This window comes from Brevundimonas mediterranea (genome assembly GCF_014196125.1).
Classification (GTDB): domain Bacteria; phylum Pseudomonadota; class Alphaproteobacteria; order Caulobacterales; family Caulobacteraceae; genus Brevundimonas; species Brevundimonas mediterranea.
In genome coordinates this window covers 305,750-331,246 of the sequence record NZ_JACIDA010000002.1, presented here as the reverse complement: position 1 = coordinate 331,246, position 25,497 = coordinate 305,750, and the positions used below count along the sequence as shown (strand labels likewise).

Annotated in this window: 19 protein-coding genes, 1 tRNA gene and 1 riboswitch; of the genes, 12 read left to right on the top strand and 8 right to left on the bottom strand. The window is 67.5% G+C overall.

The window, feature by feature from the left end; all coding sequences use genetic code 11:
* Positions 1-339: 339 nt before the first annotated feature.
* The gene (locus tag GGR11_RS10490; RefSeq protein WP_183196803.1) at positions 340-3,189 is read right to left on the bottom strand and encodes a M16 family metallopeptidase; all 2,850 of its coding nucleotides are present in this window, start codon (positions 3,187-3,189) and stop codon (positions 340-342) included.
* 196 nt (positions 3,190-3,385) lie between these two features.
* Here GGR11_RS10490 and GGR11_RS10485 point away from each other — a divergent pair, with 196 nt between their 5' ends.
* Both GGR11_RS10485 and GGR11_RS10480 read left to right on the top strand, forming a co-directional pair.
* Positions 3,386-4,624 (top strand): argininosuccinate synthase, encoded by a 1,239-nt coding sequence (locus GGR11_RS10485; RefSeq protein ID WP_183196801.1) that lies wholly within the window; start codon positions 3,386-3,388, stop codon positions 4,622-4,624.
* A 24-nt stretch (positions 4,625-4,648) separates the two neighbouring features.
* The gene (locus GGR11_RS10480) at positions 4,649-5,230 is read left to right on the top strand and encodes an NUDIX hydrolase (RefSeq protein ID WP_183196799.1); all 582 of its coding nucleotides are present in this window, start codon (positions 4,649-4,651) and stop codon (positions 5,228-5,230) included.
* Positions 5,231-5,245: 15 nt separating this feature from the next.
* On the opposite strand, the gene GGR11_RS10475 is transcribed toward GGR11_RS10480, so the two are convergent.
* The 4 genes from GGR11_RS10475 to GGR11_RS10460 all read right to left on the bottom strand — a co-directional run bounded on the left by GGR11_RS10475 (position 5,246) and on the right by GGR11_RS10460 (position 9,564).
* The gene (locus tag GGR11_RS10475; protein ID WP_246331764.1) at positions 5,246-6,556 is read right to left on the bottom strand and encodes a PQQ-dependent sugar dehydrogenase; all 1,311 of its coding nucleotides are present in this window, start codon (positions 6,554-6,556) and stop codon (positions 5,246-5,248) included.
* A 52-nt stretch (positions 6,557-6,608) separates the two neighbouring features.
* A complete protein-coding gene (locus tag GGR11_RS10470; protein WP_183196797.1) occupies positions 6,609-7,172 on the bottom strand; it encodes a TMEM165/GDT1 family protein in 564 nt (187 codons plus the stop codon).
* Between the two features lie 98 nt (positions 7,173-7,270).
* A riboswitch (yybP-ykoY riboswitch) is annotated at positions 7,271-7,388 on the bottom strand.
* Positions 7,389-7,444: 56 nt separating this feature from the next.
* Entirely contained in the window at positions 7,445-8,764 is a 1,320-nt protein-coding gene (locus tag GGR11_RS10465; RefSeq protein WP_183196795.1) for an acetyl-CoA hydrolase/transferase family protein, read from the bottom strand.
* A gap of 86 nt (positions 8,765-8,850) precedes the next feature.
* Positions 8,851-9,564, bottom strand: coding sequence for a phosphatase PAP2 family protein (locus GGR11_RS10460; RefSeq protein WP_246331762.1), 714 nt, complete (start codon positions 9,562-9,564; stop codon positions 8,851-8,853).
* Between the two features lie 343 nt (positions 9,565-9,907).
* Here GGR11_RS10460 and GGR11_RS10455 point away from each other — a divergent pair, with 343 nt between their 5' ends.
* Both GGR11_RS10455 and GGR11_RS10450 read left to right on the top strand, forming a co-directional pair.
* Positions 9,908-11,797 carry a ribonucleoside-diphosphate reductase subunit alpha gene (locus GGR11_RS10455; RefSeq protein WP_183196791.1) on the top strand — a complete coding sequence of 630 codons (1,890 nt, stop codon included), beginning with the start codon at positions 9,908-9,910 and terminating at the stop codon, positions 11,795-11,797.
* 213 nt (positions 11,798-12,010) lie between these two features.
* The gene (locus tag GGR11_RS10450; protein ID WP_183196789.1) at positions 12,011-12,847 is read left to right on the top strand and encodes a lipid A-modifier LpxR family protein; all 837 of its coding nucleotides are present in this window, start codon (positions 12,011-12,013) and stop codon (positions 12,845-12,847) included.
* A 24-nt stretch (positions 12,848-12,871) separates the two neighbouring features.
* Here the strand turns inward: GGR11_RS10450 and GGR11_RS10445 are convergent, their stop codons facing one another.
* The gene (locus GGR11_RS10445; protein ID WP_183196786.1) at positions 12,872-14,620 is read right to left on the bottom strand and encodes a gamma-glutamyltransferase family protein; all 1,749 of its coding nucleotides are present in this window, start codon (positions 14,618-14,620) and stop codon (positions 12,872-12,874) included.
* A gap of 147 nt (positions 14,621-14,767) precedes the next feature.
* Here GGR11_RS10445 and GGR11_RS10440 point away from each other — a divergent pair.
* The 8 genes from GGR11_RS10440 (at position 14,768) to hfaB (GGR11_RS10405) (ending at position 22,494) form a co-directional block, all read left to right on the top strand.
* Positions 14,768-14,844: transfer RNA gene (locus tag GGR11_RS10440), tRNA-Arg, on the top strand.
* A gap of 248 nt (positions 14,845-15,092) precedes the next feature.
* Entirely contained in the window at positions 15,093-16,673 is a 1,581-nt protein-coding gene (locus tag GGR11_RS10435) for a DUF4153 domain-containing protein (RefSeq protein ID WP_183196785.1), read from the top strand.
* A gap of 2 nt (positions 16,674-16,675) precedes the next feature.
* Positions 16,676-17,398: a response regulator transcription factor gene (locus GGR11_RS10430; RefSeq protein ID WP_183196783.1), complete on the top strand. Its 723-nt coding sequence runs from the start codon at positions 16,676-16,678 to the stop codon at positions 17,396-17,398.
* The gene (locus GGR11_RS10425) at positions 17,395-18,966 is read left to right on the top strand and encodes a histidine kinase dimerization/phospho-acceptor domain-containing protein (protein ID WP_183196780.1); all 1,572 of its coding nucleotides are present in this window, start codon (positions 17,395-17,397) and stop codon (positions 18,964-18,966) included. The genes GGR11_RS10430 and GGR11_RS10425 overlap by 4 nt, the downstream gene beginning before the upstream one ends.
* A 439-nt stretch (positions 18,967-19,405) precedes the next feature.
* A complete protein-coding gene (locus GGR11_RS10420; protein WP_183196779.1) occupies positions 19,406-20,020 on the top strand; it encodes a hypothetical protein in 615 nt (204 codons plus the stop codon).
* Between the two features lie 88 nt (positions 20,021-20,108).
* Entirely contained in the window at positions 20,109-20,546 is a 438-nt protein-coding gene (gene hfaA / locus GGR11_RS10415) for a holdfast anchoring protein HfaA (RefSeq protein WP_183196777.1), read from the top strand.
* A 14-nt stretch (positions 20,547-20,560) separates the two neighbouring features.
* Positions 20,561-21,433 (top strand): holdfast anchoring protein HfaB, encoded by an 873-nt coding sequence (hfaB, locus tag GGR11_RS10410; protein ID WP_246331761.1) that lies wholly within the window; start codon positions 20,561-20,563, stop codon positions 21,431-21,433.
* Positions 21,430-22,494 (top strand): holdfast anchoring protein HfaB, encoded by a 1,065-nt coding sequence (hfaB, locus tag GGR11_RS10405; protein WP_183196772.1) that lies wholly within the window; start codon positions 21,430-21,432, stop codon positions 22,492-22,494. The genes hfaB (GGR11_RS10410) and hfaB (GGR11_RS10405) overlap by 4 nt, the downstream gene beginning before the upstream one ends.
* Positions 22,495-22,624: 130 nt before the next feature.
* On the opposite strand, the gene GGR11_RS10400 is transcribed toward hfaB (GGR11_RS10405), so the two are convergent.
* The gene (locus tag GGR11_RS10400) at positions 22,625-23,557 is read right to left on the bottom strand and encodes a hypothetical protein (protein ID WP_183196771.1); all 933 of its coding nucleotides are present in this window, start codon (positions 23,555-23,557) and stop codon (positions 22,625-22,627) included.
* A 320-nt stretch (positions 23,558-23,877) separates the two neighbouring features.
* Positions 23,878-25,233 (bottom strand): M23 family metallopeptidase, encoded by a 1,356-nt coding sequence (locus GGR11_RS10395; protein ID WP_183196769.1) that lies wholly within the window; start codon positions 25,231-25,233, stop codon positions 23,878-23,880.
* Positions 25,234-25,497: the final 264 nt, after the last annotated feature.

The following is a 25,497-nucleotide window of genomic DNA, read 5'->3' as shown; positions in this document are numbered from 1 at the left end:
CGCTCAGGATCGATATCTTTATGGCCATAACGGAGCCCGCCTTGCGCGATGTCGTCGCCGACCCCGTCGCTGTGGGCGCTTGCCGTACCAGCGGCCTTGACACAGATCAGTTCGCAGCGACTTTCCGCAGCGCATTTCGAATGCCGCCGGGCGACATGGGCGAAGGCTCAGCCTGTCCGCTTCCGCCTTCTGGTTTCATATTGCGGGCGCGACTGGTTCGCTCACGCGCGCCGCTGCGCCCCCGGTCTGCGCCCCGAAGACGCGGCTTGCCGGAGGATCACGAAAGAAAGGCCCGTAGATCGCTCTCCGGGCCTCAATCGTTTCAGCCTATCGCCTGCCCTACTGGGCGGCCGGAGCCGCCGAGCGGACCTCGACCGGCAGGCCCAGGGCGTCAAGCTGCGGCTTGACCACCGAGGCGTCCCCGACGACCACCCAGACGAAGCGTGAGGGGTCCAGAGCCGCCTTGGCGGCGGCGTCCAGCTCAGCCGCCGTCAAGGTGTTGGTGCGCGCCGCGACGGTTTCCGGATAGTCGTCCGGACGACCCAGCAGGTCATTGGTCCGCATGGCGCCCAGAACGGCGGCCGAGGTCTCGTAACTGCCGGCCAGGCGGCGGGTGTTGCCGTTGACGGTGCGTTCCAGCTCAGTGGGGGTCACGCCCTTGCCGCCCTTCAGGAAGTCGTTGAACTGAAGGTTCAGGGCTTCGATAGCGGGGCCGGTCTGGTCGGCCTGGACCGGAGCGGTGACCAGATAGGGCACGCGGCCGGCGAAGCCGGCGACCGAAGCATTGACCCCGTAGGACCAGCCCTTGGTCTCGCGCAGGTCGGAGTTGATGCGCGACAGGAAGTCGTTGCCCAGCACATTGTTGGCCGCGTTCAGCACCAGCAGGTCGTCGGTGCCCCGCGCCGCCAGAACCTCGCCGCCCATGATGTAGGACTGAGGTGACTGCGGGCGGTCGATCAGCACGATTTTCGAGGTGCTGGTCGGGATGGGGGCTGAGAAGTCCTTGACGCCCTTGGCGGCAGACGGCGCGGTCCAGGCGCCGAAACCGGCTTCCAGCACCGGCGTGATCTCCGACAGGGGCTTGTCCGAAACCACGAAGATCTTGGCGTTGTCGGGCCGGATCCATTCGGCGTAGTCGGCGCGGATGTCGGCTTCCGTGATCGCCTTGACGCTGGCTTCATCGCCGTTGCCGCTGAAGGGACGGCCATAGGGGCTGGCCGAGCCGTAGATCAGTTCCGGGAGGGCCCGGCTGGCCAGGGCCGCCGGCTGGGTCCGTTCGGCGGCGATGCGCGACAGGCGGGTGGCGCGCAGGCGCTCCAGTTCCGAACTGGCGAAGGCCGGGTTCTTGACCACGTCGGCCAGCAGGGCCACCGACGGCTGCAGGTTCGGCGTCACGGCGTAGAGCTGGACCACCGACCGGTCCATGGTGGCGCCGGTCATGATGGTCGCGCCGAGAGCTTCCTGGGCCTCGGCCAGCTGGGTCGCGTTCATTGTGCGCGTACCCTCGTCCATCAGGTCCAGCATCAGGCTTTGCAGACCCAGTTTCGAGGCGTCGTCCGCGGCCAGGCCGGCGTCGAAGTCGATGGCGATCTTGGTCGCCGGCACCGCGTCACGCTGGGCGTAGACCACCTCGACGCCGTTCGACAGACGGGCGCGCTGGACCGCCGGGAAGTCGACATTGGCGACCGGGGCGATCTCGGGTTTGGGCATGCGGGCCACACGCTCGATCGGCGGGGCGGGGGTGTGGTTGGCGCCCGACGGCGCTTCGGCCGCCTCTTCATAGGCTTCGCGTTCGCCCGGCAGGGTCGTCAGCGTATAGGCGGGGCGGGTCAGCCATTTCTGCATGGCCGCCTGGACCTGGGCCGGGGTCACCGCCGCATAGGCCTGGAGCTCTTTCTTGTAGTGTTCCGGATCGCCGGCGTAGAGCTGGCCTTCGGCCAGGGCCACGGCCTTGCCGCCGAAGCCGCCGACCTGTTCCAGCCCCTGGACGGTGCGCGAGACATACTGGGTCTTGACCCGTTCCACCTCGGCCGCGGTCGGGCCGTCAGCGATCAGGCCGTTCAGGATCTCGCGGGTGCGGGCCTCGACGGCGGCCGGATCCTGGCCCGGCTTCACGTCGACGGTGATCTCGAACATGCCGACGCGATGATAGGCGCCGTTCGAGGCGCTGACCGAGACGGCGCTCTGTTCGCCGCGCACCAGGGCGTTGTCCAGGCGGGAGCTGGCCAGGCCGCCCAGCACCGAGGCGCCGACGCTTAGGGGCACGGCGTCCGCGTCCAGCATGCCGGGCACGGCCCAGCTGATCTGGATCCGGGCGTTGGAGACGCGGTCCTGGGTGGTCTCAGCGATCGGGGCCGCCAAGGTGGGGACTGCGGCCTGGGCCGGGGTGTTGACCGGACCGCGCGGGATGGGGCCGAAATATTTCTGGGTCAGTTCACGCGCCTTGGCGGGCGTGATGTCGCCGGCCAGGACCAGGACGGAGTTGTTGGGGCCATAGTTGGAGCGGAACCAGTCGCGCACCGTCTCCATAGACGCCGCGTCCAGGTCGGCCATCGAACCGATGGTCGAGTGGCGATAGGGGTGGCCTTCGGGGAACAGGGCCTCCAGCTGCTTGTACTCGTTCAGGCCGTAGGGCTGGTTGTCGCCCTGGCGTTTCTCGTTCTGGACGACGCCGCGCTGCAGATCGAGCGTCTCCTGGGTGATGGCGCCCAGCATATAGCCCATGCGGTCGCTTTCCATGAACAGGGCCTGTTCCAGCGCCGGGGTCGGGACGGTCTCGAAATAGTTGGTGCGGTCGAACCAGGTGGTCCCGTTCATGTCCGTCGCGCCCATGTTGCGCATCGGGGTGAAATAGCTGCCGGGCGCATTCTCGGACCCGCCGAACATCAGGTGTTCGAACAGGTGGGCGAAGCCGGTCTTGCCGGCCGGCTCGTCCTTGGAGCCCACATTATACCAGACCGACACGGCCACGACCGGGGCCTTGTGATCCTCGTGAACCAGGACGGTCAGGCCGTTGTCGAGGGTGAATTTGGTGTAGGGAATATCGACTTCGGCGACCAGTTCGGACACCGGCGCGGCTTGAATCGCGGGCGCGGCGGCCTGAGCCGGCGCCGCGGGCGCCGAGGCCCAGACCGGAGTGGTGACCGCCAGAAGGGCGGCTGCGGCGACGAGGGAACCGGTACGGCGCATGGGATGACATCCTTGGGTTACAGTTGGATCGGACCATAACGATGGTCGATGCGCTGGCAACGCGACCCATTGAACATGAACAAAGCTTCATCTTCGCGCGCCGTACCCCCGGAAAAGGTTGCATCCCCGGACCCCCGGTCTTATGCGCGCGTCAACTCCCCGAAGACTGCTGCCCAAGCCTGTAGAAAGAGCCGCCATGTCCGCCCCCGCCGACAAGCCCATCAAGAAGGTCGTCCTCGCCTATTCGGGCGGCCTGGACACTTCGATCATCCTGAAGTGGCTGCAGACCGAATATAACGCCGAGGTCGTGACCTTCACCGCCGACCTGGGCCAGGGCGAGGAGCTTGGCCCCGCACGCGAGAAGGCGCTGAAGCTGGGCATCAAGCCCGAGAACATCTTCATCGACGACCTGCGCGAAGAGTTCGTGCGCGACTTCGTCTTCCCGATGTTCCGCGCCAATGCGCAATATGAGGGCGACTATCTGCTGGGCACCTCCATCGCCCGGCCGCTGATCTCCAAGCGCCAGATCGAGATCGCGCGTCAGGTCGGCGCCGACGCCGTCTGTCACGGCGCGACCGGCAAGGGCAACGACCAGGTCCGGTTCGAACTGGGCTATTACGCCCTGGAGCCGGACATCCGCGTCATCGCGCCCTGGCGCGAATGGGAGTTCCGCAGCCGCGAGGCCCTGCTGGACTTCGCCGAGAAGAACCAGATCCCGATCTCCAAGGACAAGCGCGGCGAGGCGCCTTTCTCTGTCGACGCCAACCTCCTGCACTCCTCCTCCGAGGGCAAGGTGCTGGAAGACCCGGCGGTCGAGGCGCCCGAGTTCGTCCACCAGCGCACCATCTCGCCGGAGGACGCGCCGGACGTGGCCACGGTCATCGAGATCGGCTTCGAGAAGGGCGACGCCGTGTCGATCAATGGCGAGGCCATGAGCCCCGCGACGATCCTGACCGCCCTGAACCAGTACGGCCACGACAACGGCATCGGGCGGCTGGACCTGGTCGAGAACCGTTTCGTCGGCATGAAGTCGCGCGGCGTCTATGAGACCCCCGGCGGGACCATCCTGATCGCGGCCCACCGCGGCATCGAGAGCATCACCCTGGACGGCGGCTCCATGCACCTGAAGGACCAGCTGATGCCGAAATACGCCGAGCTGATCTACAACGGCTTCTGGTTCTCGCCCGAGCGCGAGATGCTTCAGGCCGCCATCGACAAGAGCCAGGAAAACGTCTCCGGCACGGTCAAGGTCAAGCTGTACAAGGGCAATGTCTCGGTCATCGGCCGCGAGAGCCCCTACAGCCTGTACGACCAGGACCTCGTCACCTTCGAGGAAGGCGTCCAGGCCTATGACCACAAGGACGCGGCCGGCTTCATCAAGCTGAATGCGCTCCGCCTGCGCGTCCTGGCCAAGCGCGACGCCCGTAAAGCCTAGCGCCAGACCGCCCGAGGCAAGCCGATGACCGTCAAGGACCGTCTCAGGATCCACGAGACCCGGCTTCTCTCGGACAACTGGTATGTGCTGAAGACCACCCGGTTCGACTGGAAACGGCGCGACGGACGCTGGCAAACCCAGGAGCGGGAACATTACGACCGGGGCAATGGGGCGGTGCTGCTGCCCTATAATCCGGCGGCGCGCACCGTGCTGCTGGTGCGGCAGTTCCGGTTGCCGGCCTATCTGAACGGTTACGACGACCTGCTGATCGAGGCGGCGGCCGGCCTGCTGGACGACGCCGAGCCCGAGGTGCGGATCCGCGCTGAGGTCGAGGAGGAGCTTGGTTATCGGCTCGGCGCGGTGCGCAAGGTGTTCGAGGCCTTCATGAGCCCCGGCTCCGTCACCGAAATCCTGCACTTCTTCGTCGCCGAGTACGATCCGTCGATGAAGATCGGCGACGGCGGCGGCCATCCGGACGAGGGCGAGGACATCGAGGTGCTGGAGCCGACCCTGGACGAAGCCCTGGCCATGATCGCCGACGGCCGCATCCGCGACGCCAAGACCATCATGCTGTTGCAGCACCTGGCCTTGACGCTTCGGACCTAGGCGCGCCGTTCCGGCCTAGTCGGCGATCTCCAACCGGGCGATCCTGAGGATCGCCCGGCTGCGGTCGTCCGTGACCCAGATCGATCCGTCGGCGGCGACCGCCAGAACCACCGGCGAGCCACGCGGCTGGCGGCCCGCGACCGCGTCCCAACCCGGCGTCAGCGCCTTGCCGCGCACGCTGGGCGCGCCGGCCGGATAGGGCAGGGCGCCGCGCGGGTAGATGGCGTAGCGTCCGCCGATGTCGGTCAGAGGGCGGCCTTGCGCGTCGGTCTCGGCCGCCACGATCCGTCCAGCGGCGCGACGATAGCCGTGCCAGCTCATCAACAGCCGGCCGCGCAGTTCGGGAAACATCGCCCCTTCGTAATAGATCAGGTCCAGCGGCGCCGCGTGCGGCGGCAAGAGGGCGACCGGTCGGTCGCGTCGGTCGCAGCGGGCCTGGGCCGCGCTCCAGCCCGGCAGGGGCGTCGTCAGGTCCACGCAATAAGGCCAGCCGTAATGGCCGCCCCGACGCAGGACATTGATCTCGTCATAGGGATGGTCGGGCGTGGTCAGGTCGACCGAGTTCTCGCCTTGCAGGATGGTCCCCGACCGATGCCGCACCAGGGCGATGGAGTTGCGCAGGCCCGAGGCGAAGACCGTGCTGTCCTCGGCCCACCGACCATTACCCAGATAAGCGTGGCGCCGCACCTGGGCCGTTTCGGCGCTGTCGGCGCACCCGCCTGAGCCGTCGGTGCGCGGCCGCCCCCGAACGTCCAGGCAACGGTCGCTGGGCGCCCCCACATTGACCAGCAGAGCGCCGTCGCCGTCGAAGACGAAACTGGACAGGGGGTGGCGATTGTCGTGCAGTCGGTTGTCCGGCAGGTCGCCGATTACGGTCCGCACCGTCGCCGCCGGATCGGCCGCGTCGGGGTCCAGGGTCAGGATGCGGTTCATTTCGGACACATAGATTCTTCCGTCCGGGCCCCGCGCCACCGTGTGGGGCATGGACAGCCCTTGGGCGAGCCTGCGCCAGCGCGCCGCACCGTCGGCGCCGAACGACAGCCGCCAGACCGCGCCGCGTCCCGCCTCCCACCCGCCCAGGTCGGTGACGAGCCAGTCTCCGCCGGGCAGGGGCAGCAGGCCGCGCGGCATGCGGGGTCCGTCAGTCCCCGCGCCCTGCCAGATCAGGCCCAGACAATAGCCCGGCGCCATCCGCACCGTGGTCGCGGGCCGCCCGCCGCAGTCGCCGTCCACGGCATAGGCGCGCGAGGCGGCTTTGGCGCCGGCCGGGAGGCTCAGCAGGGCGAGCGCGAGGAGCGCAAGCAGGGGGCGGATGTGACGGCGCATGGGTTCTTGGTAAGGCCAGGCCGGACAGATTGCGAGCCTCGGGCGGGGCTTCCTATGTGGCGAACAGGATCCACAACCCCGTCGCGGCGAAACCCACAGCGGCGGCAAGACGGATCCATTTCAGCGGCAGCTTCTTCGCCGCCGTCTCGCCCAGCAGGACGGCGGGGCCGTTGACCAGCATCATGCCCAGGGTCGAGCCCGCCACGACCAGCGGCAGGTTCTCGAACCGGGCGGCCAGCATGGCGGTGGCGACCTGGGTCTTGTCGCCCATCTCGATCAGGAAGAAGGCCGAGGCGGTGGTCCAGAAGATGGCCCAGAAGCCGCGTTGGACCTCGCCCTTCTGCTCGTCCAGCGTATCGGGGATCAGGGCCCAGGCGGCGAAGCCCAGGAAGGCGACGCCGACGATCCAGCGCATCCATTCGCCGGTGATGAAATGGGCCAGAACCGTGCCGGCCAGGGCCGCGAAGGCGTGATTCAGCAGGGTGGCGGCGAGAATGCCCAGGATGATGGGCGTGGGCCGTCGCCAGGTCGCCGCCATGACGATGGACAACAACATGGTCTTGTCCCCGATCTCCGCGATGGAGACCAGGCCGGTCGAGATCAGAAAGGCTTCCAAAACGGAACCATATGCGCGGGAGCCTCGGCGGACGGACCTGTGGCGTTCGCAGCCGGGCCCCGCGTGGACGTCCCTGCGAAAGCCGCCGGTCTTGCCGTAGTCCCGGACCCCAAAAAGGGCCTCGGACCGTTCCCGCGCCATCCTCTCCGGGAGAGGAAGCATGTTGACGCGAGCCCCGCTGATTGCTGCGGGCGGCTACTCCCCGATGACGAGGCGGGGTTTAGGCCGCGCCGCCAGAAATGAAAAGTCGATAACGACTCGCAAGATTTGTCTCAGATCAGACCCTGTCGCCCGGCTTCCGCCGTCAGGTCGTCGCGGAACTCGGGCGCGGCCAGGGCGATCAGGGCGCGCGCCCGCTCGCTGGTCGACTGGCCCTTCAGGTTGGTCCAGCCGTGTTCGGTGACGATGATGTGGACGTCGTTGCGGGGCGTGGTGACGGGGCCGTCCAGCCGGGCGACGATGCGCGAACAGGTCCCCTTGGCCGCCGTCGCATGGCAGGCGATGATCGACTTGCCCCCTTCGGAGCCATAGGCTCCGCGCACGAAGTCCAGCTGTCCGCCCGAGGCGGTGAACTGACGCCCGTTCAGGAACTCCGAACAGCAGGCGCCGCTCAGGTCGATCTGAAGCGTGGCGTTGACCGAGACCATCTTCGTATTGCGGGCGATCACGGCAGGGTCGTTCACATAGGAGACCGGACGGGCCTCCAGGCCGCGGTTGCCGTCCAGGAAGTCATAGGTGTTCTGGTCGCCCATCGAGAAGGCGAAGACCCCGACGCCGGGGTGCAGGGTTTTGCGGGCGTGGTTGGCCACCCCGGCCTGCATCAGCTCGACCAGGCCCGGCGTCAGCATCTCGGTATGGACCCCCAGGTCGCGGTGGTCCTTCAGGGCGTCGCAGACGGCGTTGGGCAGGGCGCCGATCCCCATCTGCAGCGTCGCTCCATCCTCGACCAGATCGGCGATGATCCGACCGATGGCGAGGTCGGCCGGCTGGGGCTCGGCCCGGGGCACGACCAGCAGGGGGGCGGCGTGTTCCACGATCCCGGCGACCTTCGACACATGGACGGTGCAGTCGCCGAATACGCGCGGCATGTGCGGATTGACCTCGACCACGATGGTGCGGGCGGTCTCCGACACCGGCTTGGCGTAGTCCGTGTTGGTCCCGAAGGAGAAGAAGCCGTCGGCGTCCATCGGCGAGACGGTGCAGACCAGCGCATCCACCCCGACCTCGTCGCACAGCAGGCGCGGCGACTGCTGGAAGCCGGTCGGGATGAACTGGACGGGATTGGGCCGTCCCTCCTCGAAGGCGCGCTGTTCCAGCCGGCGTTCGACGGCGCTGTGGAACAGGCTCCACGGCCGGATCCGATCCATCAGCTCGTAGCGCAGCACCGTGTCGCCGGCGATGGCTGTGGAGAGCAGATAATAGAGGTTCACATCCTCGACCTCGCCGCGCTCAGCCCGTTCGGCCAGGGCCTTCAGCAGGGCCGGGGGCTGGGACACGCCCAGGCCCATGGCGACCTTGGCGCCCGACCGGATCAGGGCCGCAGCCTGGTCCGGCGTTTTCAGCCGTTCGGCATAGAGGGCGGCGTGGTCCATGGCGTATCTCCCGTCTGCGCGCCGCTCTGTTCAGATCGAGGCGGCGTCTCAAGACAGACTATCCTGCGTCTGACGCCAAGGCGGGGCTAGACTTTGGTCGGATCGTCCCTGGTCTCGGGCTCGATCGGCGAGGGCTCGTCCTGCAGGGGCGCGCGGCGGCGCCTCTGCCAGCGCGCAATCCCATACGCGACCAGCCACAAGACCATGGCCCAGGCCGAGCCCACGGCCCAGCCTGCGAACACGTCCGTCGCCCAGTGGGCGCCCAGATAGATGCGGGTCAGCCCCACCAGCAGGGCCATCAGAATGCCGACGCCCAGAACGAATATCTTGAACCTCTGGCGCGGAAAGGCCCGCGTCAGCATGACCGCGACGCTGAGGTAGAAGACCGTCGCCAGCAGGGCGTGACCCGAGGGGAAGCTGGCGTTGATCGTCTCGACCGCCTGCAGGGCCTGGGGCGGGCGTTCGCGCTCGAACACCGCCTTCAGCCCCTCGCTGAGCATCACGCCGCCGATCAGGCCCAGGGCCAACAGGACGGACGACAGCCATTTCCTCTGGCTCAACAGGAAGATGATGACGATCAGGGCGAACAGGCCCAGCACCGATATGCCGCCCAGCGAGGTGATGTCGGCCGCCGCCTCCTTCAGCCACCACGGCCCCCAGGGCCGGCCGGGATCGTCGGCATAGGGGCGCAGCAGGGCCAGAACCTGATGGTCGAAGGCCTGGCCGTCGGCCTCCGTCATGTCGTCGGCGATCTCGACGAAGGTCATGACGCCGATCGCGGCGACGAACAGGGCCGTCAAAGCGGCGATCTCTGTTCGCGCAACCGTCAGGGCGCGTATCAAAAAGGGACGGAAATCTGAAACGGTCATGGACGGGCCAAACGGCCAAGCTCGCCCTATGTTCCGATCACGCGTTCGTGATATCGCAACTGCGAAGGCCTGTGAGGGGTTTGCTGGCTTGCTTGCTGGATTTTCCCCAGGCGTGGACGACTTGTCCGACCGATTCGCTTACAAAGCGACCGTCAAGACGTTGACGGGTTATTAGGCATGTGCGCCCTATATGTGGGCTCAGGGAGCGTTGAGACCACTAGATGATGTGGTCACGGCGCAGGTGGCTCTAGGCTGTTTATTGTTCAGGACGCAGATGACCATGGCTGGCGGCGAGGCTTTGAAGACGACGGAATTCCAAGGTGTTGTGACGAATACGACCCCTGAGAAGCCGCATCTGACTGTCGTGAAATCGGTCCAGGTGGACCGTTCGCGCGACGCCCTGCTCACCGACTTCGGCAAGAAGACCCTGGAAGACCGCTACCTGCTGGCGGGCGAGAGCTATCAGGACATGTTCGCCCGCGTCTCGACCGCCTTCTCGGACGACGCCGAGCACGCCCAGCGCCTGTACGACTATATGAGCCGCCTGTGGTTCATGCCGGCGACCCCGGTCCTGTCGAACGGCGGCGCCGATCGCGGCCTGCCGATCTCCTGCTTCCTGAACGCGGTCGGCGACAGCCTGGACGGCATCCAGAGCGTCTGGAACGAGAACGTGGCCCTGGCCTCGAACGGCGGCGGCATCGGCACCTACTGGGGCGGCGTCCGCTCCATCGGCGAGAAGGTCAAGGGCGCGGGCAAGACCTCGGGCATCATCCCCTTCATCCGCGTGATGGACTCGCTGACCCTGGCGATCAGCCAGGGCTCGCTGCGCCGCGGCTCGGCCGCCGTCTATCTGGACATCCATCACCCCGAGATCGAAGAATTCCTCGAGATCCGCAAACCCTCGGGCGACTTCAATCGCAAGTCCCTGAATCTGCACCACGGCGTCAACGTCACGGACGAATTCATGGAGGCGGTGAAGGCCGGCGCCACATTCGACCTGAAGTCGCCCAAGGACGGCGCGGTCATCAAGACCGTCGACGCCCGCTCGCTGTGGACCAAGCTGCTCGACATCCGGATGCAGACCGGCGAGCCCTATATGATCTTCTCCGACACGGTGAATCGCCAGATGGCGCCGCATCAGCGTGACCTGGGCCTGAAGGTCAAACAGTCGAACCTGTGCGCCGAAATCATGCTGCACACCGGCCGTGACCACCTGGGCGTGGACCGGACCGCCGTCTGCTGCCTGTCGTCGGTCAACGCCGAGACCTTCCTGGAGTGGCGCGAAGAGCCCCGCTTCATCGAAGACATCATGCGCTTCCTGGACAACGTGCTGGAGGACTTCATCCGCCGCGCGCCGTCGGAAATGAAGGCCGCCGTCTATTCGGCCAAGCGCGAGCGTTCGGTCGGTCTGGGCCTGATGGGCTTCCACTCCTTCCTGCAAGGCCAGGGCGTCGCCTTCGAAAGCGCCATGGCCAAGTCGTGGAACATGCGCCTGTTCAAACATCTGCGCCGCGAGGCCGACAAGGCCAGCCGCGTCCTGGCCGAAGAGAAGGGGCCCTGCCTGGACGCCGAGGAGCGCGGCGTTATGGAGCGGTTCAGCCACAAGCTGGCCATCGCCCCGACCGCCTCGATCTCGATCATCTGCGGCGGCACCTCGGCCGGCATCGAGCCGATCCCGGCCAACATCTACACCCACAAGACCCTGTCGGGCTCGTTCGCGGTCAAGAACCCCTATCTGGAGCGCCTGCTCGACGAGAAGGGGATCAACACCGAGGCCGTCTGGAACTCGATCCTCGAGCACGAGGGGTCGGTCCAGCACCTGGACGCCCTGAACGAGGACGAGAAGGGGATCTACAAGACCGCCTTCGAACTGGACCAGCGCTGGGTGGTGGAACTGGCCGCCGACCGCGCGCCGGAAATCTGTCAGGCGCAATCGCTGAACCTGTTCATCCCGGGCGACGTCAACAAATGGGACCTGCACATGCTGCACTGGTCCGCCTGGGAGCGCGGCGTGAAGTCGCTGTATTATCTGCGCTCCAAGTCGGTGCAGCGCGCCGCCTTCGCCGGCGCCGAGGACAAGGCCGAGGCGGTCATCGACCCGAACCAGCCCGACCTCTTCTCCATGCCCAAGACCGACTACGACGAGTGCCTCGCCTGCCAGTAGGGCGGCCCGGATTTCAGATTCCGATCAAGACTTTGAAGGGCCTCGCGAAAGCGGGGCCTTTCTGCATTTCCGGAACCGCGACCGAAAGGCGGCGTTCAAAAGCGACGAAAGACTGTCGCGAAAATGTCTGTTGGACTCCTGTTCCGTCTGGTGCAGGGTGCAACCAGCGGACGGTGGGGAGACCGAATGCGCGTAGCGGCCTGGATTGGTGGAATGGGAAGCGTGCTGGCGATGGCCGGCGCGGTAGACGCCCGCGCTCAGGCCTGGGCGCCCAACGCCTTCGATCGGGCGCCTCAAACCACCCAGACCGATATTGCACGCCTTACTGATCAAACACGGTTCCGCGTCACGCCCGACGCCCGTTTCGGCCCTGACATCGAGATTCCGACCGCGTTCCGGACGGCCGATGGGTCTGGACTGGAGGCAGGGGTTCGCAGCGACGTCTGGATCGATCGCAAGACCTTCACCGACCGGGTCTCGCTGGAAACCGCCGGGCGTTTGCACCGGGCCGACGGATCGCCCCTTCCCGTCACGCCGGTGGACCGGGCGGAGGTGAGTCACGACGCCTATGACCTGCGCTATGTGCGCGGCTTCCGCGGCCCGGTGGGACGCACCGCCTCGGGTCTGGAAGTCAGCCTGACGCCCCACGCCGGTTTCGGCGTCGGCAGCGAGGGCGGCTCGGCCGAGGCCGGCGCCACCCTGAAGATCGGCGAGGGACTGGATCGTCTGGCGCCGGACGGCAGCGCCCGTTTCGGCGAACGCGCCCGTTGGTATCTGTACGCCGCAGGCTCGGGCCGGGCGGTAGGCTATAATTTCGCCCGCACCCGCGACGGGGACTACGCCCGCTCCGGCTATACCCAGGACCGGGGCGCCTTCCTGGGCGACGCCTCCGTCGGAGTGGCCTATCGCCGGGGCGATGTTCAGACCTCGGTGGGGCTGGTCTATCGCGAGATCGACGCCGGCAAGGGGCTGCGGGGCATGAACGGCCTCGACACCGATCTGGACGAGGGCCTGATCGCCTTCCAGCTGTCGATCAAGCCGCGCCGCTGACCCTGCGACGGTCCAGGCCTATGGTTACTGGACCTCCGACACCGCCACGCCCTCTCGGCGTGGATCCGCGCCGCCGTCCCAGCGTCCATTCCGCCAGATGGCTCCATGCAGGCCCGAGGTCTCGGTCGCATTGGGTCTAAGGCTCATGCCCGCCGCGCCCAGGGCGTCGCGGATGTCCGGCGCGATCAGGGCCGTATCGGCCCCGACCATCTCGCCGCGCACCACCAGATTGGGTAGGGCGACGGCCTCCTGCATCGGCAGGTCCCAGTCGATCATCCCGATCAGGGCCTTGGCGACATAGGCCAGTATGCTGGACCCACCCGGCGAGCCGATGGCCCCGACCAGACGGCCCTGACCGTCCAGGATCAGCACCGGCGTCATTGACGACCGCGGCCGCTTGCCTGCCGCCACCGCATTGGCGGCCGGATGGCCGTCCTCGCTCGGGGTAAAGGAGAAGTCGGTCAGCTGGTTGTTCAGGAAGAAACCCTCGACCATCCGGCCGTTGCCGAAGATGCTCTCGACCGTGGTCGTCATGCTGACCGCATTCCCCTCCGCATCGACGATGACCATGTGGGAGGTGCCGCCGGGCTCGGCCGTGCGGTCAACGCCGCGCGGGGGCGAGCCCGTGGGAGCGCCGGCCGTCGCGGGACCGTTCAGGGTCGGCGCCAGGGCCGCGCGCGCGGCGACATAGTCCGGATCCAGCAGGCCGGCGATCGGCACGCCGACGAAGTCCGCATCGCCCACATAGCGGTCGCGGTCGGCGTACATCAGACGCTGAAGCCGGCCGAAGGCGACCCAGGCGGCCGGGCTGTCGGGGCCCTTTCGGACGTCGGGCGTCTGCTCGGCCATGGCCAGGAACTGCAATAGCGCCACCCCGCTGGACGGCGGCGGGGGCACACAGACGACATAGATCCGATAGGGCCGGCACAGGGCGTCGCGACGCAGCGGGCGATAGGCGGCGATGTCCGTCTCGGTCAGGCCGCCGGGCCGCGGCGCCTCGGCCACTGTTTGGGCGATCTCGCGCCCGATGCGGCCGCCATACAGAACGCCCGGCCCTTCGTTCGCCAGGGCCGCCACAGTTCGGGCATAGGCGGGGTTCCGCATCACGTCGCCGGCCCGATAGGGTTCGCCGTCCGGCCGGGTGAAATAGGCTCTGGCCCACCGGGTTCTCGCCTGGGGCGCGGCGCCGCTGATCATGCCGGCCAGGCGCGGGCTGACGACAAACCCGTCGCGCGCCAGCCGCTCGGCCTCGCTGAACAGATCGCGCCACGCCAGCTTGCCGTGGTCCTTCTGCGCCATGGCCAGCATGGCCACCGCGCCCGGCGCGCCGGTCGAGCGGCCCGACAGCAGGGCGTCGACGAAGCTTAGCGGCTTGCCGTTCTCGTAGAACAGCTCGGGCGTGGCCGAGGCCGGCGCCGTCTCGCGCCCGTCATAGGCTGTCACATGGCCGGTCGCCGCCTCATAGCTCATCAGGAAGGCCCCGCCGCCCAGACCCGACGACTGGGGCTCCACCAGGCCCAGAACCGCCTGCACTGCCACGGCGGCGTCCACCGCCGACCCGCCGCGCCGCAGCACCTTCATCCCCGCCTCGACCGCCAGCGGATTGGCCGCCGCCACGAAGGGGCCGCGCGCAGGCGTTCCGGGCTCTGGCCTCGTCGCCTGACCCTGAACCGGTGTCTCGGCCGCGGTCGGGGCGCTCCCGCCCGCCGTCTGGCAGCCGGCGATGACAATGGGAATGAGCAGGACGGCGAGACGACGGCGGATGAAATGCATGAGAAAATCCGGACGAGGGAGGACGTCGTCTCCCGACCTAGGCCGTCCTGGGGGCCGCGCCAACCGCCGACCACGCAGAAACTGCATTCCGCCGCTTGCGCCCGCCGGTTTCTACGGCTAAAGACCCGCCCTCGCCGCAAGGCAGCCGCACCCGTAGCTCAGCTGGATAGAGCACCAGACTACGAATCTGGGGGTCGGGCGTTCGAATCGCTCCGGGTGCGCCACTTCCACAAATATATCATTCGGGTAGACGGGCCGCGCTGCGAGTCCAACCGACGGGCTGGCTGTAATATTGCCGACAGTCGAATCCAAGTCTCTGATTTTAGACAACGCACCCGGTTTATAGGGTCCGAGGCTCGAGAAGGGTCGCCGTGTGCATCGAACCTGCATAACGGCTGCGCTGACAATCCATCGACGGCGCAACCGTTCTCGACGGCCATGGCGGAGAAGCATTTCCCGAAAGGGAGGCCCCATGCTTCACATACCCGTTCTGCCTCGATCATCATTCTGGCTCAGGGTCGCCGTCGGCGCCGCCCTGGTCGGCCTCGCCGACCTGCTGTTCTTCGCCCATGCCCCAGGTACGAGTCTTGGCCTGTTCGCCTTCGCGGTCCTGGGGGGCGCGCTCTTTGGCCGGAAAGACCTGCTGCAAGACCGTCGAGGCCGGGGCTTCGTCCTGGTCGGCGTGGCCTTCGCCCTGGTTCTGGCGGACCGGCCTGGGCTGCTGGCCTGGGCTCTGTTCGGGGTCTCGATCAGCCTCGGGGCGTTGTCGAGCCGGGTGGGGCCGAACGAGACGGCGTGGGGCTGGACCCAAAGACTGGCGCTTCACTGGTTTTTTGCGCTGTTTGGCCCTGTGGTCGACCTGTTCAGGGTCTCGCGGCAGAGGCGCGGTCGCGGCGGAATGTCCGCTCTGAACCTGCTTGGCCTTCTCATCATGCCCGTGGTCGGCGGCGGTGTCTTCCTCGCCCTGTTCTCGGCGGCGAATCCGCTCATTTCGAATGCGCTCGCCAACCTGTCCCTGCCGTCCCTATCGCCCCAGAACACCCTTCGCGCCCTGTTCTGGGGCGTCGTCTTCATCGGCGCTCTGGGCCTGCTGCGTCCGCGCTGGCGCAAGCCCTTGCTCGCCCTGCCTGAACGCAAGATCGGAAAGCCTTCAGCCTTCCTGACCCGCACGATCACCCTGTCCCTGATCGTCTTCAATGCGGTCTTCGCGCTCCAGAACGGCCTGGACATCGCCTTCCTGTGGAGCGGCGCGCCGCTTCCCGGCGATATGGGCCTGGCCGAATACGCCCATCGCGGCGCCTATCCCCTGATCGTCACCGCCCTGCTCGCCGGGCTGTTCGTCCTGGCGGCGCTCCAGCCGGGTTCCGACACAGCGAACAGGCCGCTGGTGCGTCGTCTGGTGGTCGTCTGGATCGCGCAGAACATGATCCTGGTCGCATCCAGCCTGCTGCGCACCGCCGACTATATCGAGGCCTACGCCCTGACCCGTTTCCGCATCGCCGCGATGATCTGGATGGGGCTGGTGGCGGTGGGCCTGATGCTGATCTGCTGGCGCATGCTGGCTGCCAAGTCGGCGCACTGGCTGATCAACGCCAACGCTGCGGCCGCGCTGGTCGTGCTGGCGGTCGTCAGCGTCGTCGATCTCGGCGCCGTCGTGGCCGGCTGGAACGTGCGGCATGCCAGGGAAGTCGGAGGTCGCGGGGTCGCGCTGGACCTCGGCTATCTCCATACCCTGGGCGCGCCCGCCCTCGTCTCGCTGGTCGAGCTGGAAACGACCCTCGACGACGCCGTACTGCGCGACAGGGTCGCCGCCGTCCGCCAGGACATCCTGCTGAACGTCCGTCGCCGACAAAGCGAATGGCGCGGCTGGACCTGGCGCGACCAGCGTCGCCTCGATCGTGTCGATGCCTTGCAACGGAACGACGCGCTATCGCCGCCGTTGCCTGGCGCACGCGATTGGGACGGACGGCTTATCCGAACTGCGCCGCCTTCAGCTCCAGCGCCTATCGCCGCCCCGCCGTCTGTCCCGTTGACCTCGCGGACGGAAGGCTGAACATGGCCATCATGCAAAGCACCGTCCTGGTGGTCGATGACGACCCGCACATCCGCGACCTGCTGACCTTCGCGCTTCAGAAGGCCGGTCTGGCTACGCGGGAGGCCGCCGACGGCGAGGCCGCTCTGGCCGACATCGCCCTGTGCAGGCCGAACCTCGTCGTGCTGGACATCAACATGCCCCGCATGGACGGGATCGAGACCTGTCGTAGAATCCGCGCCCAGGGCGATCTTCCGGTCCTGTTCCTGTCGTCGCGCGACGACGAGATCGATCGCATCCTCGGCATGGAACTGGGGGCGGACGACTATGTGACCAAGCCCTTCAGTCCGCGCGAGGTGGTGGCGCGGGTCGCCGCCATCCTGCGCCGGATCGCGCGGAGCCCGCCCCCGCCGACGCCGGGCCAGTTCGCCTTGGGGAGCCTGGGCCTGGACGCGGACGGATGGCGGGCGACGTGGCGCAATATCGAGGTGCCGCTGACGGTGACGGAGTTCAGCATCGTGCGCACCCTGGCCGATGCGCCGCGCCGGGTCTTCACGCGGGACGCCATCATCGACCGGGTCCACGGCCCAGGCTTCGCCATGACCGACCGGACGATCGACAGCCATGTCCGCAACCTGCGGGCCAAGTTCGCCATGGTGGGCGGGGCTGACGTGATCGAGACGAGACCCGGCATCGGCTACCAGCTTGGCCCCTGCCTCGGCGCGCCCGGGGCGCCGGAGGCGTGATCGCACGCCTGCGCGCCTTCGTCCGCCGTCACTGGCCGGCGCTCAGGCTCCGGACGATCCTGTTGTCGGTGCTGATCTTCGCCGGCGTCCTGCCGGGGCTCAGCGCCATCTTCCTGCGGGTCTACGAGAACACCCTCGTGCGCCAGACGGAGGCGGAACTGGTCGCCCAGGCCGTCGTCCTGTCGGCCGTCGCCGCCTCGGATTGGCCCGGCGCCGTCGTGGTTTCGCCCGATCCCGCCCGGCGCGACGATCCGGGTTACTACAGGCCTGAACCCGCAACGATCGACCTGGGGTCCACGCCGGTCTTGCCGGCCCGACCCTCGCCGCGCGCCGCCGCCGCGCCTGACGCAGGGGCGGTCGGGGTCGCCGCCCGGCTTGGTCCTGTCGTCGAGCAGACCAGCCGCACCACCCTGGCCTCGATCCTCTTGCTTGATCGCAACGGGACGATCGTTCTGGGCTACGGCCAGGGCGGCGGCCTGGCCGATCTGACCGAAGTGCGCTCGGCGCTTGCGGGCCGGCCTCGGACGGTCCTGCGTCGCAACGACGCCTATCGCCCGCGCTATTCCATGGAATGGCTCAGCCGTGCAGCGGGCGTTCGTATCCACCACGCGCGGCCGGTGATGGTGAATGGCCGGGTCGAGGGGGTCGTCGTGGCGTCCCGCTCGCCCCGCGCCCTGTTCAAGGGGCTGTACCAGGACCGGATCAAGATCGGGCTGGGCGTCGTCGGCACCCTGGGGGTGATCGCCCTTCTGGCGGTCCTGGTCTCGCGCGGCATCGCCCGCCCGATCGAGGCGCTCAGCCGGGCGACACGCGATGTCGCCAACGGCGGCGGCGTGCTTCCCCCCGCGCCGGCCACCGCCGCCGTCGAAATCCGAACCCTCTATGAGGACTTCGGGCGGATGGCTCAGGCCGTTGATCGCCGCTCCCGCTATCTGCGTGATTTCGCCGCCGCCGTGAGCCATGAGTTCAAGACGCCCCTGTCCGGGATACAGGGCGCCGTCGAACTGCTGCAGGACCATGAGATGGCTCCTGACCAACGTCGGCGGTTCCTCGACAACATCGCCGCCGACGCTCGCCGTCTCTCGGCCCTCGTGACGCGCCTGCTCGATCTGGCGCGGGCCGATATGGCGCGTCCCCAAGCCGGACTGTCGGTCGATGTGCGCCTCCCGATCGGCAAGGCGGTCGACGCCAGGTCAAGCCGGCTGGCGATCTCGGTGATGTTCGGGGACGAAACGCCCAGGGTGGCCGTTCCAGCGTCTACCATCGAGATGGTCGTTTCGACGCTCCTGGAAAACAGCCGCCAGGCCGGCGCGACGGCCGTCAGCATCAGGGCGGCGGCCCTGCCCGATCGACTTGTCGTCACCCTGGCGGACGATGGTCCAGGCGTCGCGCCGGCCGACGCCGGTCGCGTCTTCGAGCCGTTCTTCACCACGCGACGCGGAGAAGGCGGCGCCGGCCTCGGCCTGTCCATCGCCCGCGCCCTGCTGGCCGCGAACGACGCCACCCTGGATCTGATGCCTACGACCGGGGGCGCCGTTTTCGAATTGGTCATGCCGTTCGCCGACTAATTTTCCTGACGGCGTGACAGTGGCCGGAACCGGGCTGTCTTTCGCGGACAAGCCTTATACGCCGCGGATCAGTCCGGGTCCGACTCGGCCGCCATCGGCGGAGGCGGATCGAAGCCCGATCCATGCCCCGCTTCAGCCGCTTGGTCCTATGCCGCAGCGGCGCCGTCCGCAGGCGCCCCGTCTCGAGACAGTTGACGAACGCCCATGCCGAATTGCGACAGGCCTGCACTCACGATGCCCCGTAGCCAGTCTGCCGCCCCACGCTTTAAGAGTGGCCGTATTAACCCTGTCCGAACGCGGTTTGATGTCAGATCAATCGCTTGCGTCTTCCGCGTCGATCAACCCCTTACCGCCTATGCCTAATTTGTATTAGTCATTGTAATGGACGGGTTTTTGCACTGAGCCGGTTGCCCGATGTTGGGCTTTCTGGAGAAATCTCGTGACCACCAAGATCCTCATCATGACCGCCGTTCTCGGCGTCGCGACGGCCGGCGCCGCCCATGCACAAAGCATCGGATCAGGCCAGTCGAACAATGCATCCGTCCGCTCGCAGCTGAACGCCACGATCACCGACGTGAACAATTCGGTTTCCGTCACCTCCGCCGCCATCTCCAACAGCGTCACCATCGACGGCGGCACGGCGGTGTCCTTGAACAATAATCAGAACGCCTGGGGCGGCGCGTCGTCCCAGCTGAACGCGACCATCGGCGATGTCTCCAAGGATGTCTCGGCGACGTCGGCGGCCATCGCCAACTCGGCGACGATCAAGACCTCTGACTGGGGCGGCGCGATCACCAACACCCAGGTCGCCTATAACGACCCCTCGGCCACGCTGAACTCCACCATCAGCGACGTGTCGGGCACGGTTTCGGCGACGGCGGCGGCCATCAGCAACTCCGCCACCATCGACTCGCGGCTGGGTTCCCTGAACTCGTCGCAGACCAATACAGCCGGGGTTTCCGCCATCGCCACCACGACCGTGCGTGACGTCTCGGGCGCCGTCACCAACACGGCGGCGGCCATTGGCAACAGCTTGACCGTAACCGGCTTCTGAGTGAATAGGCCGGCGCTCTCCGCGAAGGCGGCGTCGGCCCTTTCCGCCGTTTCACCCCGCTCCCCTTCCCGCTGAGATGACACACATCATGACCAAGACGCCGCTCTTGCCGCTCGTAATCCTGACCCTGTCCGGTCTCTCCGGGCGGGCCCTCGCGCAATCCTCGACCGAGTCTGCCGGAGCGGCTTCGATGGAGGCCGGCTACGGCCGCTCCGGCGCCGTCGCGACCCAGACCTTCAACCCCGTCACGCGCGACGCCAACGGCAATCGGCTGGTCGTCAACGGCGTCATCGTGAACAGTCAGGCCGGCACGACCGTCAGCTACACCAGCACAGGGTCGAACACGCAGTCGGGCGCCGCCTATTTCGACAGCGGCGCTGCGGCGCTGGGCGATACGAGCAGCGCGACGGCCGTGGGCAACCTGGTCAACGTCTCCATCATCGGCCACGGCAACACCGTGGTGCTGAACAGCCGCCAGACCAACAGCGGCGACGTCAGCGCCAATGTGCGGAAGTCCGGCTCATGAGGCGGGCGGCGATCATGGGGATCGCGCTCGGCCTGGTCGCCGGAGCCGCGACGGCGGAACCTTTGGGTGGGATGAATCCGGGCGCGATCCGCGGCGCCCCCGCTACAGCCAATCCGTCTCCCTATTCTGCGGCCCTGACCTGCTTGTCGCGGCGGGGCGGCTGGATCGACGGCGCCCCGCCCAGGATCGCGGTGGGCCGGATTTCCGACATGACGGGCCGGGTCGATCTCCAGACCGGCGCACGCGTCTCGCAGGGCGCCGCGCTGTTCGCCATCACGGCCTTGACCCGCTCCGGCGCGCCGGTGGTCGAGCGGCTCGACAATACGGTCGCCGAGATCGAATTGAACTATGCGCGCCAGCACCTGCTGTCCGACGCCCCGGAACGGGCCGGTCAGGATCCCGAGAATTTCAGGCCGATCCACGTCGGCCAGGTCGCGGGGTCGCGGTATTATCTCGTCGGCGGCGTCACCGAACTGAACTACAATATCGCCTCGAACGGCGTGAACGTCCAGGCGGGCGATGTGAGCACGACCGGCCTGCGCGGCCTGGGTCAGGCGTCGCGCTATGTGATGAACGTCGCGGTCGACCTCAGACTGGTGGATACGCGCTCGCAGGAGGTGGTGAACAGCGTCAGCTTCCAGAAACAGGTGGTCGGCGTGGACCGCAGCCTCGGGCTGACGGGAAGCCAGGGATCGGTCGGCGGCGTTGCGACGGCCGGCGGCGGCGCGATGGAGCCGGTGCAGGCCGCCGTGCGAACGGTGGTCGAACGCGGCGTCTTCGAACTGTTGGCCGGCATCCAGACGCCGGGCGCCAAGGCGACCTGCCTGCCTGCCGACGACCCCGTCGAGGTCCAGACCTACGCCATCGCCGCAGGAGCCGCTTCGTGAGACTGAGACCGCTCCTGGAGGCGTCGATGATCGCGGCGGTCGGTCTGGCCGGCTGCACGACCGCACACTACGACCCCGCCACCGGTCTTTACGCCAATCCCATCGGCGGCGCGCCGGCGACCGGCAACGACACCGCCTATTCCGCCGCGCTGAGATGTCTGGCGTCGGCAGGCCAGGCGGAGGGGCGCAGCGCGCCGCGGCTGGCGGTCGGCGACATCGCCGACCTGACCGGCCGCAATGATCTGGAGACAGGACGCAAGATCAGCCAGGGCGCGTCCCTGTTCGCCGTGACAGCCCTGACCAAGGCCGGAGTGCCCACGGTGGAGCGCCAGGATCGCGGGGTTTCGGAGGTCGAACGACAATATGCCCAATCTCATCTCCTGTCCGACACACCCCAGGCGGCCGGCGAAAGCGCCGAGAATTTCCGCCCGATCTATGCCGGTCAGATCGCCGGTTCGCGATACTATGTCGTGGGCGGGGTCACCGAGCTGAACTATAATCTTCGGTCTTCCGGGGTCGATGTCTCCGCCGGGGGAATCGAGGCCAGCGGGGTCAAGGGGGGGCTGACAAGCAGCGGCTATGTGATGAACATCGCCATCGATCTTCGCCTGGTCGACACCCAGTCCCAGGAAGTCGTCGCCACGGCCTCCTATCAAAAGCAGCTTGTCGGTCGCGAGATCCGCGTGGGCGTGTTCGACTTCACCCACGGCAATATTTTCGACCTTTCCGCTGGAGCCTCCGGCATGGAGCCGATCCAGTTCGCCGTCCGAACCGCGATCGAACGCGGCCTGTACGACTTCGTCGCCGACCTCTACGCCATTCCCCGGGACCGCTGTCTCGCGCGGCCCGAAACGGGGCTGCAAGGCGAGAGCCTGCTGGCGCTGCGCGCGGTGGAAGCGGCTGCGCCCCAGGCCGAACGGCCGTCCGCCACGCCGCCCGGCGATCGGCCGGCCCCGTCCCGCCCGATTGCGGGACCGCCGGCCCGCTGGGTGCTGGATCCCTCGAGCTGGCGCACTGCGCCGTCGTCGGCAGTGCGCGGGACGACGACTGCGGGCGGTTGAGGCGCCACGGACTTTCCGGGTTCTCCAAACGGACTGAAAAAGGCCGTCGCGAGGTTCGCGACGGCCTTTTTCGTCTGGGTCAGTCCCCCGATCCGTCGCGCGGGACGGGGTCGTCCCGCGCGACGAAGGGTCAGAGCCCCCCGGTCACTCGGCTGATGGTCGCCGAATTGCCGATGGCCGCCGCCGTCAGCGACGCCGAATCCACGGACCGGACCGTGACGTTGGATATCGCCTGCGTCAGGGCCTTGTTGTCCTGAACAGAGGAAGCCGTCAGCATGGTGTTCGGCCCGGTGTTCAGCGTCAGCGAGTTGGAGATCGCCGCCGAGGTGGCCGACACCGCGCCATCCACGTCGGCGATCGTGGCGGACAGGGTGGCGGTCGGGTCGTAACCGGACATCTGGGTGTTGGTGACCGTGCCCTTGCCCGCGCCCTGAAGGTCGATGGTCGCCGAATTGGCCAGGGCGGCCGAGGTCAGGTTCACCTTGTCGGACACGTCCTGGACCGTCGCGTTCAGCACGGCTCGCGAGTCGCCGTTGAAATATTGGGCGTTGGTCACGGTCATCGCCCCCTCGCCCGAGGCGGTGAAGGAGTTCGCGATGGCGGCGGCGGTGCCGTTCACGGCGCCGTCAATGTCCGCCACCTTGAGGTTGGCGTCGGCCAGAAACTGTCCGCGGTGGGTGTACTGGGTGTTGGCGACCTTGGACACGACATTGCCGTCCAGGGTGACGGTGGCGGAGTTGCCCAGGGCCGCCGCCGTGGCCGCGACATCGCCGTTTACGTCGGCGACATTGCTGGATAGGGCGGCGCTGGTCGAACCCCAGCTATCCTGAAGATTCCGCACGGTCGTCGGCCCGGCGCCGGAGATCGTCGCGGAGTTGCTGATCGCCGCCGAGGTCTGCGAGACGTTCCCGTTGACGTCGTTGACGACGGCGTTGAGCTGAGCTCGGACGGTCGCCGTGTTCTTCTGGTTCGATGCAACAGTAGACTGCGCCTGAGCGCCGGATGCGAGAATGCCGAGAGCGGCCGCGGCCGCCAGGCTGGTCACGCCGATATTGTGAGTCATTTGAAAGCCCCAAGAGGATGGCCGCCGGAAATGACGGCGTTCTGTCGATTGCAAGAACGGCCGCGTCTTTCCGCGTTCGAGGCGTTAACCGAGCCTCGAGACGAAGCCCTGATACGCATTGAAGATCGTCCCGCAGACCGGGAGACAGGGTTAACCTTCGCGCTGTCCGCATCGCTCAGTTTGCGACGCCTGCCACCTCGCCTGCCTCGGATTGGCACATTCGCAGGACTGACGTCGATCCGTCTCGCTCTGCAGTCGGCGCAATAGAAAACCCGCGCCGGCGAAGGCGCGGGTTGAGGAAGCGTGCCGTTACGGCTTGATCAGCCCCGAACGGGGCGCAGGCCGTCGGCGGAGGCTTGTTGCAGGGCCGGGCGCTTCTGTCCGCCGGACGCAATGATGCGGTCGATGCGGGCCTTTTCCGCGCGGAAGGCGGCCAGGTCGCCGCCGGCCAGTTCGGTGCCTTCCTGGGTGCGGACGCCGGCGGGATTGATCCGCTGGCCGTTGCGCCACAGTTCATAGTGCAGGTGGGGGCCGGTCGAGGCGCCGGTCGAACCGACATAGGCGACGACCTGGCCCTGGCTCACGCGCTGGCCGGCGCGAATGCCGGAGCCGTAACGCGACAGGTGGCCGTAGCCGCTTTCGAGGCCGTTGTTATGACGGATGCGCAACCAGTTGCCGTAGCCGCCCCAGCGACGCGCCTCGACCACCACGCCGTCGGCCGGGGCGACGATGGGCGTGCCGGAGCCGGCGGCGAAGTCGATGCCCTGGTGCATCTTCTTATAGCCGGAGATCGGATGGGTGCGGAAACCGAAGCCTGACGACACGCGACGGAAATTCTGCAGCGGGGTGCGCATCATGGCCGAGCGCAGGTTCTTGCCCGAGGCGTCGAAGAACTGGGCTTCCTTGGCGCCGGCCGGCTTGAATCGATAGAAGGTAACGCCGCGCAGTTCGGCGTACATCAGGTCGCCGACGCCCACGGTGCGACCGGCCTCGGTCACGTCGCGGTCGAAGACCATGGTGAACTCGTCCGAGGCGCGGATGTCGCGCTGCATGTCGAACTTGGTGGCGAACAGGCGGCTGGCGGAGCGGACGATGGAGGCGGTGGCCCCCAGTTCGCGGGCGCTGGCGGACAGGGAGCGTTCGACGTCGCCCTTCAGGACCACGGTCTCGTGCGTGACTTTTTCTTCCAGCGAACGCAGGCGCAGGGCGCCGTCGAAGCTGCGCGACACGGTCAGTTGGCTGGCCGGTCCGGTGCGCATGGTCAGGCCGATCAGGCGCGCGTCGCCCCGGCCGTCGCGCGGCTTGGCGATGGCGGTTTCGAAGCGAAGGCCGGCGCGGAGGTCGGCGAGGTCGAAGGCGTTGGCGACGGTGGCGGCGACGGCGCTGGCTTCTTCCGGCGCGACGCCGGTGCGGCGCACGGCCTGCTCGAAGGTTTCGCCGCGACGGATCTGGACGGGGACGGCTTCCGGGGCGGTCATGCCGGCCGGGGCGTTGGCGGCGGCGAAGGCCTGGACTTCCATGGCGGCCATCTGAGCCGACGATATCACGGGAACTTCTTCCGCCTGAGCGGGTTGATAGACTCGACCGGCCAGCAGGGCGACCGAAATGGCGGCGGCGGCGGTCACGACATGCGGTGCGAGACGCATAGGTTGGCGGCGTGGGTCGAACTGAGCCATCGGTCTCATCGTGTTGCGACGCCCGAGGCGCCAAACTTTTTACCCAAAATCGCGCCGATAGACCCCGGGCACGAAGTCATCGGCTATAACCTGCCTGTCTCAGTTTGGGAAGACAGACCGTTACAAACCGTTAAGAACCGGACGTGGGCGGAAAAAGTCTCACATACTCATGCGATTGACACGCAGGCTCGCCCTCTTGTCGCCCAGCTTGGCTGCGACGGACGCAGGGTTCGGGCCTGTCGGCGACGCTTGAGGCTTGTATTC